The 17,578-nt window shown below is 36.3% G+C and carries 15 protein-coding genes and 1 pseudogene; 9 read left to right on the top strand and 7 right to left on the bottom strand.

The window, feature by feature from the left end:
- The first annotated feature begins 100 nt into the window (after window positions 1–100).
- The 4 genes from AC056_RS15545 (at window position 101) to AC056_RS15530 (ending at window position 5,556) form a co-directional block, all read left to right on the top strand.
- The gene (locus AC056_RS15545; RefSeq protein WP_077164129.1) at window positions 101–1,795 is read left to right on the top strand and encodes an AMP-binding protein; all 1,695 of its coding nucleotides are present in this window, start codon (window positions 101–103) and stop codon (window positions 1,793–1,795) included.
- Window positions 1,796–1,866: 71 nt separating this feature from the next.
- Window positions 1,867–2,538, top strand: coding sequence for a class I SAM-dependent methyltransferase (locus AC056_RS15540; RefSeq protein ID WP_077164128.1), 672 nt, complete (start codon window positions 1,867–1,869; stop codon window positions 2,536–2,538).
- A gap of 278 nt (window positions 2,539–2,816) precedes the next feature.
- Window positions 2,817–4,100, top strand: coding sequence for a DcaP family trimeric outer membrane transporter (locus AC056_RS15535; protein ID WP_100291058.1), 1,284 nt, complete (start codon window positions 2,817–2,819; stop codon window positions 4,098–4,100).
- A gap of 100 nt (window positions 4,101–4,200) precedes the next feature.
- Window positions 4,201–5,556: an MFS transporter gene (locus AC056_RS15530; protein WP_077164126.1), complete on the top strand. Its 1,356-nt coding sequence runs from the start codon at window positions 4,201–4,203 to the stop codon at window positions 5,554–5,556.
- Between the two features lie 49 nt (window positions 5,557–5,605).
- Here the strand turns inward: AC056_RS15530 and AC056_RS15525 are convergent.
- A pseudogene (locus AC056_RS15525) lies at window positions 5,606–6,843 on the bottom strand (SGNH/GDSL hydrolase family protein).
- Between the two features lie 111 nt (window positions 6,844–6,954).
- On the opposite strand from AC056_RS15525, the gene AC056_RS15520 reads away from it, so the two are divergent.
- Window positions 6,955–7,860, top strand: a complete 906-nt coding sequence (locus tag AC056_RS15520) for a LysR family transcriptional regulator (RefSeq protein ID WP_077164125.1) — start codon at window positions 6,955–6,957, stop codon at window positions 7,858–7,860.
- A 4-nt stretch (window positions 7,861–7,864) separates the two neighbouring features.
- On the opposite strand, the gene AC056_RS15515 is transcribed toward AC056_RS15520, so the two are convergent.
- A complete protein-coding gene (locus AC056_RS15515; RefSeq protein ID WP_077164124.1) occupies window positions 7,865–8,152 on the bottom strand; it encodes a hypothetical protein in 288 nt (95 codons plus the stop codon).
- Between the two features lie 1,379 nt (window positions 8,153–9,531).
- On the opposite strand from AC056_RS15515, the gene AC056_RS15505 reads away from it, so the two are divergent.
- Window positions 9,532–9,960, top strand: coding sequence for a hypothetical protein (locus AC056_RS15505; protein ID WP_077164122.1), 429 nt, complete (start codon window positions 9,532–9,534; stop codon window positions 9,958–9,960).
- Between the two features lie 232 nt (window positions 9,961–10,192).
- Here AC056_RS15505 and surA1 read toward each other — a convergent pair whose 3' ends face one another.
- The 3 genes from surA1 to AC056_RS15485 all read right to left on the bottom strand — a co-directional run bounded on the left by surA1 (window position 10,193) and on the right by AC056_RS15485 (window position 11,595).
- Window positions 10,193–10,510: a surface antigen protein 1 gene (surA1, locus tag AC056_RS15495; RefSeq protein ID WP_004702331.1), complete on the bottom strand. Its 318-nt coding sequence runs from the start codon at window positions 10,508–10,510 to the stop codon at window positions 10,193–10,195.
- 104 nt (window positions 10,511–10,614) lie between these two features.
- Window positions 10,615–10,830: a hypothetical protein gene (locus tag AC056_RS15490; protein WP_077164121.1), complete on the bottom strand. Its 216-nt coding sequence runs from the start codon at window positions 10,828–10,830 to the stop codon at window positions 10,615–10,617.
- A gap of 285 nt (window positions 10,831–11,115) precedes the next feature.
- Window positions 11,116–11,595, bottom strand: coding sequence for a CinA family protein (locus AC056_RS15485; protein WP_077164120.1), 480 nt, complete (start codon window positions 11,593–11,595; stop codon window positions 11,116–11,118).
- A 311-nt stretch (window positions 11,596–11,906) separates the two neighbouring features.
- On the opposite strand from AC056_RS15485, the gene AC056_RS15480 reads away from it, so the two are divergent.
- Window positions 11,907–13,316: an iron-containing redox enzyme family protein gene (locus tag AC056_RS15480; protein ID WP_077164119.1), complete on the top strand. Its 1,410-nt coding sequence runs from the start codon at window positions 11,907–11,909 to the stop codon at window positions 13,314–13,316.
- A 53-nt stretch (window positions 13,317–13,369) separates the two neighbouring features.
- Window positions 13,370–15,514 carry a catalase HPII gene (gene katE, locus AC056_RS15475; protein ID WP_077164118.1) on the top strand — a complete coding sequence of 715 codons (2,145 nt, stop codon included), beginning with the start codon at window positions 13,370–13,372 and terminating at the stop codon, window positions 15,512–15,514.
- A gap of 172 nt (window positions 15,515–15,686) precedes the next feature.
- Here the strand turns inward: katE and AC056_RS15470 are convergent, their stop codons facing one another.
- On the bottom strand, window positions 15,687–15,923 hold the full coding sequence (locus AC056_RS15470) for a hypothetical protein (protein ID WP_077164117.1): 237 nt from the start codon (window positions 15,921–15,923) through the stop codon (window positions 15,687–15,689).
- A 283-nt stretch (window positions 15,924–16,206) separates the two neighbouring features.
- Between AC056_RS15470 and AC056_RS15465 the strand changes: the two genes are divergently transcribed.
- On the top strand, window positions 16,207–16,818 hold the full coding sequence (locus AC056_RS15465; protein ID WP_077164116.1) for a LexA family protein: 612 nt from the start codon (window positions 16,207–16,209) through the stop codon (window positions 16,816–16,818).
- Window positions 16,819–16,889: 71 nt separating this feature from the next.
- Here AC056_RS15465 and AC056_RS15460 read toward each other — a convergent pair whose 3' ends face one another.
- Complete coding sequence (locus AC056_RS15460; RefSeq protein WP_077164115.1) at window positions 16,890–17,501, bottom strand: LysE family translocator; 612 nt, start codon at window positions 17,499–17,501, stop codon at window positions 16,890–16,892.
- Window positions 17,502–17,578: the final 77 nt, after the last annotated feature.

Here is a 17,578-nt window from a genome sequence, read left to right as displayed (position 1 = left end):
GAGTAAAACAACACAAAATAAGTAGTTTGGAAAAGTAGTTGCAGTAACAACAATTAGATCAGGTAAGAAGAGAATTAGAAGAATCAAGGAGAATGATTCAATGCAACAAGAACGGTTAAGCTACGCCTCGGGACCAAGCACACAGCCCTTATTGGGTATGACCATTGGTGAAAAATTCGATCAGGCCTGTCGGCAATATGCAGAAAAGGAAGCGATCGTCAGTTTCCACCAAAACAGACGATTAACCTATAAAGCTTTGCAGGATGAAGTAAATGCTTTTGCGTGTAGCCTTTTAAAATTGGGATTAAAAAAAGGAGATCGATTAGCCATCTGGTCGCCTAACTGTGTGGAATGGACCATTACGCAGTTTGCAGCCTTTAAAGCAGGGATTATTTTAGTTAACCTAAATACAGCTTATAAGAGCCATGAACTTGAATATGTGTTGAATAAAGTCTCATGCAAAGGATTGATTATTGCTTCTCAATTCAAAACGACTGATTACCAAGAATTACTCACAAAAATTGCCCCTGAATTAACCAATAGCCCAGATAAAGTGCTCAGTTCAGCGCGACTGCCGCATTTAAAATTTGTCATTAAAATTGATGACCAACAACATACGGGTATTTATCGCTTTAGTGATTTAGTCACTACACCAACTTCTGAGCAACTTGAACAATTAAAACGATTAACCAAGCAGCTCCAGTTTGATGAAACCATTAATATTCAATTTACTTCAGGTACAACAGGTAACCCTAAAGGGACCATGTTGACCCATCATAATATTTTAAATAATGGTTATTTTGTCGGTGAAGGCATTCGCCTTACACCTCAAGATAAAGTCTGTATTTCTGTGCCGTTGTTTCATTGTTTTGGCATGGTCATGGGGAATTTAGCATGCGTTACGCATGGTTCAACCATGGTTTATCCATCGGCGGTATTTAATCCTTTAGAAACTTTAAAAGCGATTCATCAAGAACGCTGTACTGCAGCTTATGGCGTGCCAACCATGTTTATTGCCACCTTAGAACATGAACAGTTTAATGAATTTGACCTGTCGAGCTTAAGAACAGGAATTATGGCAGGTAGCCCTTGTCCACGTGAAATTATGCAACGTGTCATAGACCGAATGCATATGTCTGAAATCACCATTTGTTATGGTATGACTGAAACCTCGCCAGTGAGTGTGCAAAGCTCGGTAAATGATTCGATTGATAAACGAGTAAGCACAGTTGGACATGTTCATCCGCATGTTGAAATTAAAATTGTCGATTTAGAAGGGCAGATTGTTCCGCAAGGCACTTTAGGTGAGCTATGCGTTCGCGGTTATTCAGTGATGGCTGGCTATTGGGGCGAAGAAGAAAAGACCAAAGAGGTCATTGATGCTGCTGGCTGGATGCATACAGGTGATATTGCCGAAATGGATCAAGACGGTTTTATTAAAATTAAAGGCCGTATTAAAGATGTGGTGATTCGCGGTGGGGAAAATCTCTTTCCAAAAGAAATTGAAGACTTTTTATACACTCATCCAGATGTGAGCGATGTGCAGGTGATTGGTTTACCAGATGCGAGATATGGCGAAGAACTCTGTGCTTGCATTATTTTGCATGAACATCATCAAATTGATGAAGACAGCATTCGCCAATTCTGCAAAGAGCACATTTCTCATAATAAAGTGCCGCGCTATGTCCGATTCTTTAATGAGTTTCCAATGACTGCTTCGGGCAAAGCACAAAAGTTTAAATTGCAGGAAATTATGCGAGCTGAACTTAATTTAACTGGGAATGTGTTTGACTAAAGAAGTCGTAAGCCCATTCAAAGTGCAGCAAACTATAAGTTGAAAGGCAGTTTAAATAGAGGATAAGTAAAATGGCAAAAGACTTTAATAACCCAAAGGTAGTCGAAGGATATGACGAACATATTCGTAAATTAATTCCAGGTTATGAAGTTATCCATCAACAGGTGGATGCCATTTTACAATCGTTGTTGAAACCTAATGCTCATATTTTAATTGTGGGCTGTGGTACGGGGTATGAACTCGAATATTTACTTAAACGACATCCGAACTGGAAATTTACAGCAGTTGATCCATCTTTGACCATGCTGCAAAAAGCTCAGGAACAGGTTGAACTTTTAGATAAATCTTCACAAGTAACCTTTGTACATGGTGAAACTTCGGCTTTGCCTCTGGAAAATTGCTTTGATGCTGCACTTTCTATTCTCGTGGCTCATTTTATTACAGATGAGATAAAACCCGTTTTTTTTAAAGATATTTATGATCGCTTAAAGGAAAAAGCGGTTTTACTTACTTACGATTTAATGACGTGTGTAAACCCACAGCAGCTTCAAGCACTACGTTATTTATGCTTGGATCAAGGTTTGACGGAAGAGCAATGTCAGAAAATGTTAGAGCGTATGGCACAAGACTTTTTTAGCTTAAACACTGAAGGATATATCAAACTTTTGCAAAAGACTGGTTTCGAGAGCGTACAGCCATATACGCAGATTTTGACTTATCAGGGTTTTATTGCAAAAAAATAATGTCAGTAGAGACAAAGGAATGTTGTCTTAACACCTAAATATTCTCAATGAGGATGAGAATATAAAAAAACGAAAAAATTAGAAGAACTAGCTTTACCTATAACACATTAAAAAGTGGCCTCAATGCTGCTTAAGGGAGGTTTTGTCTAAAAAATATGAGGAAGACTTTCTTGAGGAAGAAAGTCTGATGTTTAAGGGCCTGTTTTAGATAGGTATACAACAAAAAGGATGTCGAGATCTTTAAGTCTAATTAAAGATCAAAAAAGGAAAGTTTTATGATAAATGCTTTAAATACAACGGTTCAAAAAAGCCTATTGGCAGTTTCTGTGACCCTGTTTGTGTCTTCTGCTTTTGCAGGTCAAACAGATCCTGAAATAGAACAACTTCGCCAAGAAGTAAAAGAACTACGGGCTATGCTACAAGCCAACATGCAAGCTCAAAAATCTTTATCGCAACAAAGAGTGGAGCTAGCAACTTCGGCAATGCCCCAAGCTGCTCAGCCTACAAAACAAGTGTTAACTAAGTCTGGTGCAGAATTTAATTTATACGGTTATGTACGGGCAGATGCTTCTTATCAAATGAAGGGGGCTTCTACCATGTATAACAATATTAGTGGGGTTCCACTCGAAAATACGCCAGAAGAATCTGCTCAAAAAGACCAATTACACAGTACCGTTAATGTGACACGTTTCGGGTTGAATTTTAAAACCCCAACTGCTGCGGGTGATGTGGGCGGGAAACTTGAAATGGACTTCTTTGGGGCTGCTACTCGGGATCAGTTTCGGATACGCCATGCTTATTTAACGTTTGATAAATGGCTCATTGGTCAAACGTGGTCAACATTTATCGCACCTGAATATTACCCAGAAACAATTGATGCAGCTACATTTGTAGGTAGTGCTTTACTTCGATCGCCAATGGTTCGCTATAGCGATAATTTAACGGCAAATACAAGTTTTGCAGTATCAGTTGAAGACCCGAAATATACTGCTGCAACAGATCCAGATAACAAAATGCGTTTACCCGCTTTGGTGGGGCGTTTAAATCATAAATTTGCCAATGGTTCGATGCTTTCGGGGCGTAGTTTTGCCGCTGAAAAAAGAACCAATAATGACAGTGAGTGGGCTTGGGGCGTAGGCTTCGGCGGTAAATACCAAATTACGCCCGATACATTACTCAAAGCCGATTATTACCATGTCAAAGGAGATGGGCGTTTCTTGCTATGGAGTAACAGTGGCTATGCAATAGATGATCAAAATAATATGCATAGCAATGAATTTGACACTATTTCTTTAGGTATTACTCATCAATTTACACCACAAATTCGTTCAACCTTAGCTTATGGCTATATGAAAGCCAAAGATGACAACCGTTTTGCCGAATTACAACGTAATAGCACCACTCAAAACAAAGAGCTTTGGCAGGGCTGGATAAATGCACTGTATAACCCTTACAAGCCAATTACCTTGGGGGTCGAATATGTGTATGGCGAACGAGAAACTTTTGATGGCAGTAACGGGATTGATAACCGCTTCAATATGATGGCGAGTTATGACTTTTAATTTATTCAATAAAACCTTGAATAATTTGTTTTTTCTTTAGGGTGCAGTATGTCGTTTTAAAAAATTGAATATGAATTTATCTCACAAAGGAGGTGAGTAAATGACAACATCTAAATTAAATGTAAATGAAGTTATTGATCAGGCCAGATTTACCCCTTTTCACTGGAGTATTTTACTTTGGTGTTTATTAATTATTATTTTTGATGGTTACGATCTGGTGATTTATGGCGTTGTATTGCCTTTGCTAATGCAAGAGTGGTCGTTAACAGCTGTACAAGCGGGGATGTTAGCAAGTACAGCACTATGCGGAATGATGTTTGGGGCAATGTTCTTTGGAACATTGGCAGACAAAATAGGCCGTAAAAAGGTAATTTTAATCTGTGTGACTTTTTTTAGTGGTTTCACCTTTTTAGGTGCTTTTGCATCAAGCCCACTTGAGTTTGGGATACTTCGGTTCTTGGCGGGACTAGGCATTGGTGGGGTTATGCCAAATTTAGTTGCACTTACATCAGAATATGCGCCTAAACGTATAAGAAGTACTTTGGTGGGGAGTATGTTTAGTGGTTATGCAATTGGGGGAATACTTTCAGCCTTAATTGGTAGTTATTTGGTTGAAAGTCAGGGATGGCAAATTATGTTTTTAATTGCCGGTATTCCACTATTTTTATTACCTGTCATTTGGAAGTTTTTACCTGAGTCTTTAACCTTTTTAGTTAAGACAGGTAAGACTGAGCAAGCACAGCGCATTATTCAAAAAATTTCACCTGAACAAAATCTAATGATTAATACGCAATTAGTGCTTAATGAAGATAATGTTCAAACAGGCAGTTCTGTAAAGGGATTATTTCAACAGGGCCGTGCTTTCAATACACTCATGTTTTGGCTCGTATTCTTTATGTGCTTACTCATGGTGTATGCCTTAAGTAGCTGGTTACCAAAACTCATGCTGGCAGCAGGTTATTCACTCGGAAAGAGTATTTTGTTCTTGCTTGCTCTAAATGTTGGCGCAATGATCGGTTCAATTGGCGGTGGTATTTTGTCTGATAAATTCCATCTAAAACCGGTAATTATGGGAATGCTACTGGCAGGTGTTGTTGCTTTAATCGGTTTAGGCTTTAAGTCTCCAGCCTATATTTTATATGGTTTGGTTACTGTTGCAGGTGCTGCAACGATTGGGACCTCAATTCTGCTTTATAGCTACGTTGCACAATATTATCCATTAAGTGTGCGTTCTACTGGAATTGGCTGTGCCTCTGGTGTTGGTCGTATTGGGGCAATTGTTGGTCCAATCTTAACGGGCATGTTATTAGTATTAGAATTGCCACATAAGATGAATTTCGTGATGATCGCAATCCCTGCAATTTTGGCGCTTTTCGCTGTTATGGTTCTGCGACGACATGCTGTTGAAGAAAAAATTATTGCTCCAAAACTCTCTGCTGAACTAGAGGGTGGTTAATACATATTTATACAGGTAGGGAAATCATTCCTACCTGTATCTGGAAATTTCATTTGTTAAGTAGCTGGTTTAAATCAACTAGATTTGCCATTTGCTGATTACCTTTATCATTTGGATGTAAATGATCTCCAGAATCATAAATTGGTTTTAATCGATCGGAATGTTTTGAATCTTTTAAGCCTTGCTCAAGATCAAGAATCCCATCAAATGTTTTACTGGTTCTGATCAAGTGATTAATACGCTGGCGTAATTCATCTTTGTTAGGCTGATAATAGTTATCTAAAGGTGTATTGGGTAAAGCGCCTGAAAAGGGAAGTAACGTCGCCCCAATCACTTGAATACCTTGGCGATGTGCTTCATCTACAATACGTTTATAACCTTCAGTTAAGGTTTCAAACGACGGTATTTGTTGTTTAGGTGCAAAAGCTGTACCAGGCCATGAAATATCATTAATACCAATTAAAACAATCAAAATTTTAACACCTGAGTATTGAAACACTTCACTGTTTAAACGTTTTAAAGCACTTTCACCCATACCGTCTGTAAGTAGTCGATTCCCTGAAATTCCACTATTAATCACTGCTACTTGGTGTGCTGATAAACGTTTCGCTAAAAAATCGGTCCATCTCGTATTTGCATCTAAGGTTGCAGTTGCACCGTCGGTAATTGAGTCTCCAATAACAGCAACCACCTGAGCTTTCTGTTTGGGTTTTACCTCGATTGTGATAATAATAATCGCGCCGTTGTTGTTTTGGCATCGGTTGGCGTAGTTAAATTTGTTGTCTGATTTCCAGCAATGATCCAACTGGTTTGTTTAGCATCCCAATGGAAAGTTTTAAACGTTGTAGGCTTTTGAATAAAACTATTTACCACCAATTGAGTGTGGTCGGGTACAGGCAACGGAATTGGATCACTAATCAGTTGTTTGCCCGGTAAAATTTTTGCTTTAGGTTGACCAGAAAAATAAACAGGATAGGTACTCTTAGATTTTGGAGTTACTCCGTTCACTAAACCAATTGTTGTTTGATCTATATAAAGTGGCTGCTCGCCATATTGATTGGTAAAAACAAGCCGAATAGCTTCACCACCTAAACTAATTTGACTGATTTGTTTGATGGTCTGATTAGATATTTGCTCTGGAATATTGGTCGGGAAAACGAAATCTTTATTCCAGACTTTTTGGGGGCTGGCTGCCCAAGTAGTAATCCACTGGTGCTTTGGTACTTCAGCTTGTGCAACACTCGTAAATAAAGTTAAAGAAAATACGGTGGCTTGATAAAGTTTCATCTCGTGAACTCTTTAAAACGAATTAAAGTTATCTTGAAATAAATTGATGCCTTGTTATAGCGGGCTAAGCGGAATAAGATTTGTGAATACAATTCATAAATAAATTTTGTTATGGCTTATTTTGATATTAATCGATCTGGCGAGTTAGCAATTTTTATTCGAGTGGTCGAGCTTGGAAGTTTTTCAGCCGTTGCAAGAGCTTATGATATGACGCCGTCTGCGGTCAGTAAGTTAATTTCTCGGTTGGAAAAAAGACTTGGTGTCAGGTTATTGAACCGTTCGACACGCCAGTTTCAGCTGACGAGTGAAGGATGTCAGTTTTATGAGCAAGGTCTTCAAATACTCAATAACTTAGATGAACTAGAACAATCTGTTACTGCAAATCATATACCACAAGGGCGAATCAGAATTCATACCAGTCTTTCATATTGGACGCATTTTTTATTGCCTTGTATTTCTCGATTTAACAAGTGCTATCCACAAATTGAGTTACAGGCTCATTTGAGTGACGAAGTGATTAATTTGGTTGAGCAAAGAATTGATGTTGCAATTCGGACAGGACCATTAAAAAGTTCAAATTTGGTGGCTCGCTCACTTGGTAGTACGCACAAAGCTTATGTATGTTCTCCTGCATACATTGAACAGTATGGTTGTCCTGAACATCCAGATGAACTGCATGAACATCAGCTTTTAGATGTAAGCTATCAGCGCCAGAACAAAACTTGGCTATTTAAAAAAGCAGATCAGGAAATTAACCTAGCACCCTCTAAGGTTTTAAAAGTAAACAACGGTGAAGCTATTTTACAATTGGCCCTTGCAGATGTAGGTATTGCTCAGCTTAATGAATTTCAAATTCAAAATGCATTACAGCAAAAACAACTCGTTAAAATTCTTGAAGACTGGAATATCAAAGCTTTTGAAGAATTTCATGCTGTTTGGATTGGTCATGATAAATATGTTCCTAAACGTGTACGTGTATTTTTAGATTTTCTGGTAGAACATGCCCTTATAAGGTAGATAGCTATTTTCTAGCACTAAATTGGCACTGTTGCATTGTTGTATTCATGGTGTCTACAAAGTTCATTTTGGCATCAATATTCTGCAAACTCACTTTTGGTAAGTTTTCAACAAATTGTGGTGAATAGTGTTGTTCTAAAGAGTTATAAATACAATTACACTGTGAAAGGTCATGTCCTGCCCAAACACAATGTGCATTAAATTCTTTTTTGCTCAATGGTCTGCATCCTATTAAATTTAAAACACTTATCGCAAGCAGGCTCACCAGAACAAAACGACGGAGAAAAAACATTATTGTTACTCTGCATAGGTTGTTGTTATCGCTAAGTGATGTTGATAGAAGTTCTTATCTTTATGCGGTTTTTTTGAATACATAAAACTCTTACCTAAACTTATATAGATGGGTAGGTAAAAGGATTAAATAAACAATTTTTGAACTCTATATAAGGTTTTTATTTTAGAGAAAGGTGAGGGGCGATCTCTAAAAAATGCCTGAATAAGTAAAAGATGTCGAATATAAATATGATTAATAAAAGAATTTAAAAAATATAAAATAATAGTCATGAGTGACTCCTTGATTAAAGAAGTTACGCCCATTCATTGCTAATCATTATGGTGGTGAAACGAAAGAGGGTTAGCAGACTGATACCTAAGAAACCAGCACACCCGAAGGTGTCCCACTCTCGTTCCTCCATCAAAGGCACGAGGGGCTTCACACCAAAAAACGTGTTTTTAGTGCACTTAGGTAGACGGTCTGCTAAAACCGACTGACAAAATTGGTCAGCGCGAGCATCATAAGCTGAGCATTAGAGTGGGTCAATTGCAAAAATAAAAGATTGATTTATATAATTTGATATAAATATTTGCCTGTTTTTATTTAGAAAATAGAAAAACTAAAACGCATAACATTAATATAACTCATTTTTATTTTACGTGAGGTGTTGTTTTTTAATCATATATATCAATTATTTATTAATTGTTTATTTATATAGTATATGAGTGTCATTAATTGGATGTATCGTTTTGCTAAACTATTTAATAATTCTGTTTTTATAAGTTGGACTATGGAGTGTATACACTGCATGCCAAAAAATAACCAGAATTTCAATTGCAATAAATATAATTTTACTCATCATATTTTAGGTTTTTACATAAGCTTGCATAATCTACAAAAGTTAAGAGAACCACAGCAGTAGGCCAACATAAGATAATGCTATTCATAAACCTACATTTTAATATTTATAAAGGTGATTTAAATGGTTAAAATCTTTTGTGCAGTGAGTATGGTACTTGTAATAGCTATGGGCGTGAGCGCATGCCAAGACCGCAATTCAAGAAATGATGGAATGCATGGAGCAAGTGATCCAGCAGTACCTCATGATATGAATAGAAAGTCACAATAATTAGTTTTACTTAACAAAGCCTACTTATTAAGTGGGCTTTTTTTATTGTTATTTTATCTAAAAAATATAGCATAATAAAAATTAAATATATGAAAATATAATGTTTATCAGTTATTTATTATCTATTTTCTGCTTGGCAATCTAAGTGTTACTGAATTGTTGTAAAATGAATATATCTTTTAAAAAAAAGTTAATAAAACAAACACAATAGCTTACTTATATTCATCCAAAATTCATTTTAGTAATAATGAACTATAAAGGTAAGGATATGCCCCAATATTTAAAAATAGCTGAGAAAATATATCAAAATGTCAAAGAAAAAAAAGGGTTTACGGATGAGCCGATGGAAGATCTTAACAACTTGATGATCGAACTCAGACATGAAATAAAAGGGACACAGCTAAAGCTTTTATATAATTATATTGATTTGGCTGAGCTGCTAATTAAGCCTTTGCAAGAGTCAAAAATTAAATTGGATTTAAGTCTTATTCCTAAAAGTAAAAATACACAGGAGTTTGTACTCTGGCTTGCTGGTTTTATTGAGCGGATTACTACGGATGGACAAGAGAAATTACCTTCAATTCGGGCCAAAATTACATTACCAGCTTATGCATATGAGGAAACTTATCCTTCACAGAAAAATCCGGTAAATAATGGTGAAGAAATAATTGAATATTTTAAGAAAAATCAAAATTGATTTTTATCGAAAACCTGACTTGATTATCTAAGTCAGGTTTTTATTTTGATAAGCTAGTAATTATTGATATTCAAGTTGACATGTATGTTTGTATATTTTACACAAGTAACTTGCATTAGCGATTCGGAAATTTATGGTGTAAAAGCAAAAGTGAGCAAAACAAAACGATAAAAAAGCTTATTTCCCAGGGCCAATAGGAAATAAGCTTATAGCTTTGGACCATTTGAGGATGTTAAATATCATCCCATGCATCTTTAATGGCTTGTTTCGCATGTTCCCATTTTAAGCGAGACTCAGCTTTGAGTTCTTCCCATTTCTTCTGCAAACTACTTTCCATGTCTTCAAACTGAGTTCCTTCCTTAGATTCAGAACGAGCCCGATGACCAAGTTCATAAGCTGTAGAAAAGTCACGATCATAATCTAGATCTGGTGTTGTTAATTGCGCTTCTTGGTAATAAGGTCGGGTAAGATAGCTTTCACGCCAGCGCGAGTCAGAATAGTTATGATCGCCAGCTACTAGTTGAGCATGATCTGTATTTTGATCTGTCATCAGAATTCCCTCATATTTTATTAAATTTTATGCTTATATTAAATTTAGGAAGGTGAGTTCACCTTCCTAAATGATTGACCGCATCAAAGAACAACTACAAACGATTAACGTTGTTGGTTGTTATTTGAATTTTGTTGGCCAGAATCTTTTTGGTTAGATCCTTGTTGTTGGCCGCGGTTATCATTTTGCTGTTGCTGCTGATTATTGCGTTGTTGATCGTTTTGCTGTTGGTTACCGTGTTGTTGTTGATTACGGTTGTCATTTTGCTGTTGTTGTTGCTGATTATTGCGTTGATTTGCTTGATTATTAGTAGTGCTCATTTTTTAATACCTCATATCAATTATGACGATGTGTTTTATCTGAGAGCTTCAGATAGGGTTATTAAAACATGTAGCTTTTAAATGTGTAGGGTAGGGGTGTTACCCCATATTTAAATGTAAATTTAAAAGTTATCAATTTTAAATAACTTGCTGATTTTTAGTGAATGTGATTTTTAGTCATAAACATTATTAATATGAATGTTTAAAAAATTACATTTCAGCACGTAATATTTAAGAAAGATAATAAATATTTAAAAATATATATTTGTTAACTTTTTATATAATTTAAGAGGCTTTTTCATCTAATATAATAAGTTTTATATATTGAGTAATATAGTGCGTCAACTTTCTAATTTTTAAAAAGGCTGGTCCTTTTAAAACGCGTCTAAAATTATAAAAATTATTTTTATAATATATTGAATAAAAGAAGGTTCCTACAGTTTTTTCCTTTGTTTCAGAACCCCCTTTTTTTAAGAGGCCTGTGCAGGCAACATATAGGTCAGCATGCAAAAGTTCCTTTCCTTTATTAATCATTTCAACAGTCACTTGCATTGATTCGGCAGTATATTTTTCAATAAGTTGCTCTGAAATATGCAGGGTGTTTTCGTTTAATCGAAGATCATAACTTACAAGACTACCTATAAGGATATCTCCTGAATAAGGACTCAAAGAAAAACGATAAGCAAAATAGCCAGCAGAAGCGCTTTCAAAAAAAGCAATTTTGATTTTCTTATCTGCTAATAATTTACAACATGAATTAAACATTCTAATTCTCCCTTTAATTATTTTTTAAATGTTATAGAACTATTTGAAATTTTGATTCGTTATTTTTAATGGTTTACTTTTGATGGTTAAATTAATGTAAATTTAGATTAATTTTTGCAAATTTTATATAAAAACAGTGGCTTAAATAATTCTAAAAGTTTAAATGTAATTTTACGTGAATTTGTATATGTTTGAATTTTTTGATTTATGTGGTTTATCTTAATTTTTAATAACGCAAAATAACAAACTTAAAACTTGATTATAGTTCGGGTGACGTATGGTAATTGATATCTCACAAACGGAGAATGAAAATGCCTGTTGTAGTGAAAGAAAGATTATTAGACTTATTACAAGATAATCAAAAAAATTATTATGAATTGTTTGTTTTTTTTCTTGATCCTGATGTTTCAAGTTTTGAGAAAGAGAAAAAGGCAAGAGATTTACTGATTAAAGAGATTGAAAAATTAGAGATAGAGGAAATAGATTTTCCTTCAGATATCAATTCGATTAAAACATGGTGTGAGAACGATAATAAAAAAAATTGTCAGGAATTTCAGGCATATTTAAACCGTAGACAAGCTGGTCAAGATAGAGAGTATTTTCAGAATGTTGCTCAGGCGTTTGAATTTCTCATAAAAGTATCGCCGACTAAAAAGGTCGATGGTGCATGGTTATATAGCTCAGTGCATTATTGGAATGATCCAGTCTTTCATGAGCTCATTATTACTTATTTGGAAGAACTTGGTTTAGGTGAACCGAAAGCGAACCATGTCTGTATTTATGATGACCTTTTACGCAGTCTCGGACTCGACAACTTCGATTTGCTTTTAGAAGACGAATACTATCATCAAGCAGTCGTTCAGCTAGCACTAGGGTATGCACCACCTGAGTTTGTTCCTGAAATGGTCGGTTTTAATTTAGGATATGAACAGCTTCCACTGCATCTTTTAATTTCAAATTATGAGCTTGCCGAATTAGGCATTGATTCTAAATATTTTAATCTACATATCACCATTGATAACATTGACAATGGGCATGCCCATAAAGCCATTAAAGTTATTGAAGATATGTACAACAAATACAGAGATAAAGAGCTTTTCTTTACCAAGTTAAAACAAGGTTTTGCCTTGAATAACCGTGGTGAATCTTCCTCAAATATTATCAAGAATTTAAGTCTTGAAGACTTTGTTCATAAAATCTTGAAAAGAAAGGCACTTGTCGGGCAGTTAATTCATAACGAAACCAGACAGTTTGGCTGCAAAACCATTAATCAATGGCTATCAAACCCTGATGATATTGCAGGTTTAATCACTCATTTAACTGAACAAAAATGGATTAAGTTTAATACCGACCCTGAACAGAGCGTGTTCTGGCGAATGATTAATGAAGAAAATGGAAAAATGTTTGGGGTATTTAACCCTGTAGAGCGCCAAATTATTCATGACTGGATTGCTGGTAGTGATCATTCTTCTAACTTCTTGGCATACAGCCGAGAACTTAAGAATAGCCAGCGTATTCAGGACTATTTATTTAGTTATATCTCTGATGGCGAGCTTGATGCACTGCAACAGCGCGTGCTGCAATCAAGCGATCTTGCAATAAAAATATGCAAACTTACCCCATTTCTAGCCCCTGATTCTCATCATAAAAGTATTGGTCTTTGGAGTACTCGTAAATACGTAGAACTTCTTTTTCCTTATTTAGGTACGTTTAAAAACTAGTTTGATAAACGTTTTCAACTTCAACCCCAAGTTTAACTTTCAAAACATAGGTAATGGACATGAACGACAAAACTAAATTAACTAATAAAACAAGTGAAATGGCTGGCGCCGATGCAGCAAATAAAGCCAATACTACCCAGAAAACTGAACAGTTAGACACAGTAAGAGATGATGCAACCAATGAGGCATTAACCACCAATCAGGGGGTTAAAATAGCGGATAACCAAAATAGCTTAAGAGCGGGTATTCGTGGCTCAACTTTATTGGAAGATTTCATTTTAAGAGAAAAAATCACCCACTTTGACCATGAGCGTATACCTGAGCGTATTGTGCATGCGCGTGGTGTAGGGGCGCATGGTTATTTTCAGGCATATGAAGGAAATGAACGTTTAACCAAAGCTGGTTTTTTAACAGACCCAACTATTCAGACGCCTATTTTTGTACGTTTTTCAACAGTGCAAGGGCCACGTGGTTCAGCCGACACCGTTCGTGATATTCGCGGTTTTGCCATTAAGTTTTATACCCAAGAAGGTAACTTTGACTTAGTGGGAAATAACGCACCTGTCTTTTTTGTGCAAGATGGCATTAAGTTTCCGGACTTTGTGCATGCAGTAAAACCTGAACCCGATACAGAAATGCCAACAGGGGCAACTGCACATGATACTTTCTGGGATTTTGTGTCTTTAGTTCCAGAGTCTGCACATGCAGTAATTTGGGCAATGTCAGACCGTGCAATTCCACGTAACTTACGTTCAATCCAAGGGTTTGGTGTGCATACCTTCCGTCTAATTAATGCCGAAGGTAAATCACACTTTGTGAAATTTCACTGGACACCAAAACAAGGTTTGAGTGCATTGGTATGGGATGAAGCTCAAAAACTTGCTGGTAAAGACCCAGATTTCCACCGTCGTGATCTTTATGAAGCAATTGAGCAAAGCTTTTATCCAGAATGGGAACTCGGCGTGCAGATTGTTGAAGAAGAAGATGAAATGAACTTTGACTTCGATTTGTTGGACCCAACAAAAATTATTCCTGAAGAATTAGTTCCTGTTACGCCAATTGGCCGCTTTGTTTTAAATAGAAATGTTGATAATTTCTTTGCTGAAACAGAGCAGGTGGCTTTCTGTCCGGGCCATGTAGTACCTGGTATTGATTTTACAAATGACCCACTTTTACAAGCACGTCTATTTTCATATACAGATACCCAATTAAGCCGTTTAGGTGGACCAAACTTCCATCAAATTCCAATTAATAAACCAGTGTGTCCATTCCATAACAATCAACGTGATGGCATTCATCAACATACCATCCATAAAGGCCAAGCCTCATATCAACCAAACTCAATTGATGGAAATTGGCCAGTCGAAACTCCACCAGCAGCTTCAAATGGTGGTTTTGAAAGTTATCCTGAAAAAATCAGCGGACATAAACTTCGTCAAAGAAGTGAGACATTCTCTGATTATTTTTCACAGCCTCGACTTTATTACAAAAGCCTTGCGCCGCATGAGCAAAAACATGTGGTCGATGCCTATACTTTTGAGTTAAGTAAAGTTCAAAGAAAATATATTCGTGAGCGCCAAGTTCAACAAATTTTGGCAAATATCGATCTCGATCTGGCACGTCAAGTCGGTGCGAACCTAGGTATTGAAGTGCCTGACTTAACCTTAGATTATAAGAAAATAGCAATTGAAAAATCCGCCAAGTTATCTCTTTTAGCTTTCCCACCTGAGGATATTCAAGGTAGAAAAGTTGCTGTACTTATTCATAATCTTGTGAAGTCAGATACACTTGAAGCTATTAAAAATTGGGCGATTAAAGAAGGTGTGGTTGTTCATTTACTAGCGCCAAGCTTGGCTCCAGTAAAAGACCATAAAGACAGTATTATTGTAGCTGATGGTATGCAAATGGCTGAACCTTCAATTGCTTATGATGCTGTAATTGTTCCAGATGGCGATAATTTAAATGCAGTGATGCAAGATGGGGTAGCGCGCCATTATGTACTTGAAGCTTATAAGCATTTAAAACCAATTGCATTTTTAGGCAATAAATCTGATTTGCTTGAGCCACTCGGTTTGGTTGCAGATGAAGGAACTTTAATAGAAGATGAATTCCAGCATATTGCGGAAAAATTTAAAAAACTGATAAAAGCTCATCGTGTTTGGTCACGAGAACAAATAGCCGCACACGTACCGGCTTAAATAAAGAAGCCCTGAAAGTTAATTTTTTAACTAAATGAAATTGCGGCCTTCACTATGACAATAATGTGGTAATCAAAAACGCGATGCCTCTGGACGTTTTACGTCTTAAGCAGATAGTTTTTGAGAATAGAGGAGGCATTATGCCTCCTCTATTTTTATAATTTTTATAAACTTATGAGTGAGTAAGAGGGTGTAGGCCTTTTACAATATCTGTAAATTCTGAACCATTTATCCAAAAAGATTTCTTTAAAAATAGTGTCGTCATAATACTTTCGGCTGCTTCACTTTCCGGATTTTCACAAAAAATTCCATAGCTTTCACCTAATACCGCATCATTTTCAATAAGACGGATAAAGTAAGCATGTTGCTCATTTGCATAACCTAAAACTGCATCACGTTGATTTTTCATTTCGCATGTCTCCATACCAAAAACTGAATCTAACTCATATTTAAGTGTCCAGAATTTCATTTGATAAAAATCAAAACAGTCAGTAATAAGGACTATTTCACAATAGGTTTCGATTTTCTTCAAATTGCCATTTTCGTTTTAGCATCCCTGTTAAAAGCAAAATGGATTAAAATCTGATCATGAGATTTATTGTTATGCAAAAAATATATTTCGTCAACTTGAAAGTGTAACTTTTTCAAGTTACATTGTTTGTGTAGGATTTGAACGGTGAGATGGAGGCGGTATGCCAAAGAAAAAAGAATTCGAGCATGGCGGTGCACGGGAAAATGCTGGTCGTAAAGCACAGTTTAATGAACCCACCAAAGTGATTCGTGTTCCTGAATCTCAAGTCAACTTTATCAAAAATTGGTTACTGAATAATGTCAAAACTGATAACCAGACAGATTTTAGTTCAAAACTAAAAATACAACAGGTTCATCCAAACAACGATAAAATTTATCAGATTCCTTTGGCAACAGAACGTGTGGCTGCAGGTTTTCCTTCGCCTGCGCAAGATGATATTGAGCAAGCGCTCGATTTAAATGAATATTTAATTAGAAATGAAAATGCCACCTTTATTGTCAAAGCCAATTCGTTGTCTATGTTAGATGCTGGAATTGATATTAATGATCCGCTTATTGTGGACCGTAGTATTCCTGCTAAATCGGGTGATATTGTGATTGCACTCATCGACAATGATTTCACTGTGAAGCGCTTAATGATTGATAGTCAATTTCATCCACCTAAAGTTTGGCTAAAAGCAGAAAACCCTGATTATCAGAATATTTATATTGAAGAGGGGCAAGAACTGATTATTTGGGGAGTCGTGACGTATAACCTCAAACGAATGAGATAATTTTTTTCTTATATTTATTATTTAAGTTACTGACCTGAAATCGAGGCCAGTAACTTTTTGCTGAATGACTTTTAAATTTGCCCAATCAATAAGCACGTTGCGATAACGACCATTAAACCACCCGAAAAACGGCCGACTAACTTTGCTGCTTGTGGTCTGGTTTTCAAAATAGTCTCTGAACCATAACCCACCATTAAGTAAATAATTGCGCAGCTAATCATGTGGACAACACCAAAGGCAAGAATTTGTGTTGTCACTGACCATGAAGCAGTGGTGTCAATGAATTGAGGAAGCAGCGCTAAAAAGAGTAAAAAAACCTTCGGGTTTAAGCCACTCACATAAACGCCTTTGGTTGCCCAGCTCAACCATGACTGAGCCTTTTCAGAACCAGACTGATTTGGAGTAGGAGGGGTAAGTAATAAGTTTATTCCCATCCATAACAAATAAGCAGAACCGGCCACAGTAAGAATCATAAGCGCAGTTGGGTTATTTGCTACAAGCAGACCAACACCAGCCGCTACCAATAAAATCGTAATAAAGTGCCCAAATAGCATACCTGCAACAGCTGGTACGACGACTTTGCCTTTAATGCCTGCCGAAATGGCATAGGCCCAGTCTGCCCCTGGCGTAATAATAAAAAGAATGGAGACACTCCAAAATGCAATAAAAATGTTAAAAGCCATATGCTTATCTCGGCAAACTATTTTCCAAAGGTTTCGCTCGTGGTTTAGAAAAAATCCCTATTTATTCGAGCTTGTTG

The sequence above is a fragment of the Acinetobacter genomosp. 33YU genome (assembly GCF_001990725.1).
Taxonomy (GTDB): Bacteria; Pseudomonadota; Gammaproteobacteria; order Pseudomonadales; family Moraxellaceae; genus Acinetobacter; species Acinetobacter seifertii.
This window is presented reverse-complemented; position numbering and strand designations above follow the sequence as displayed.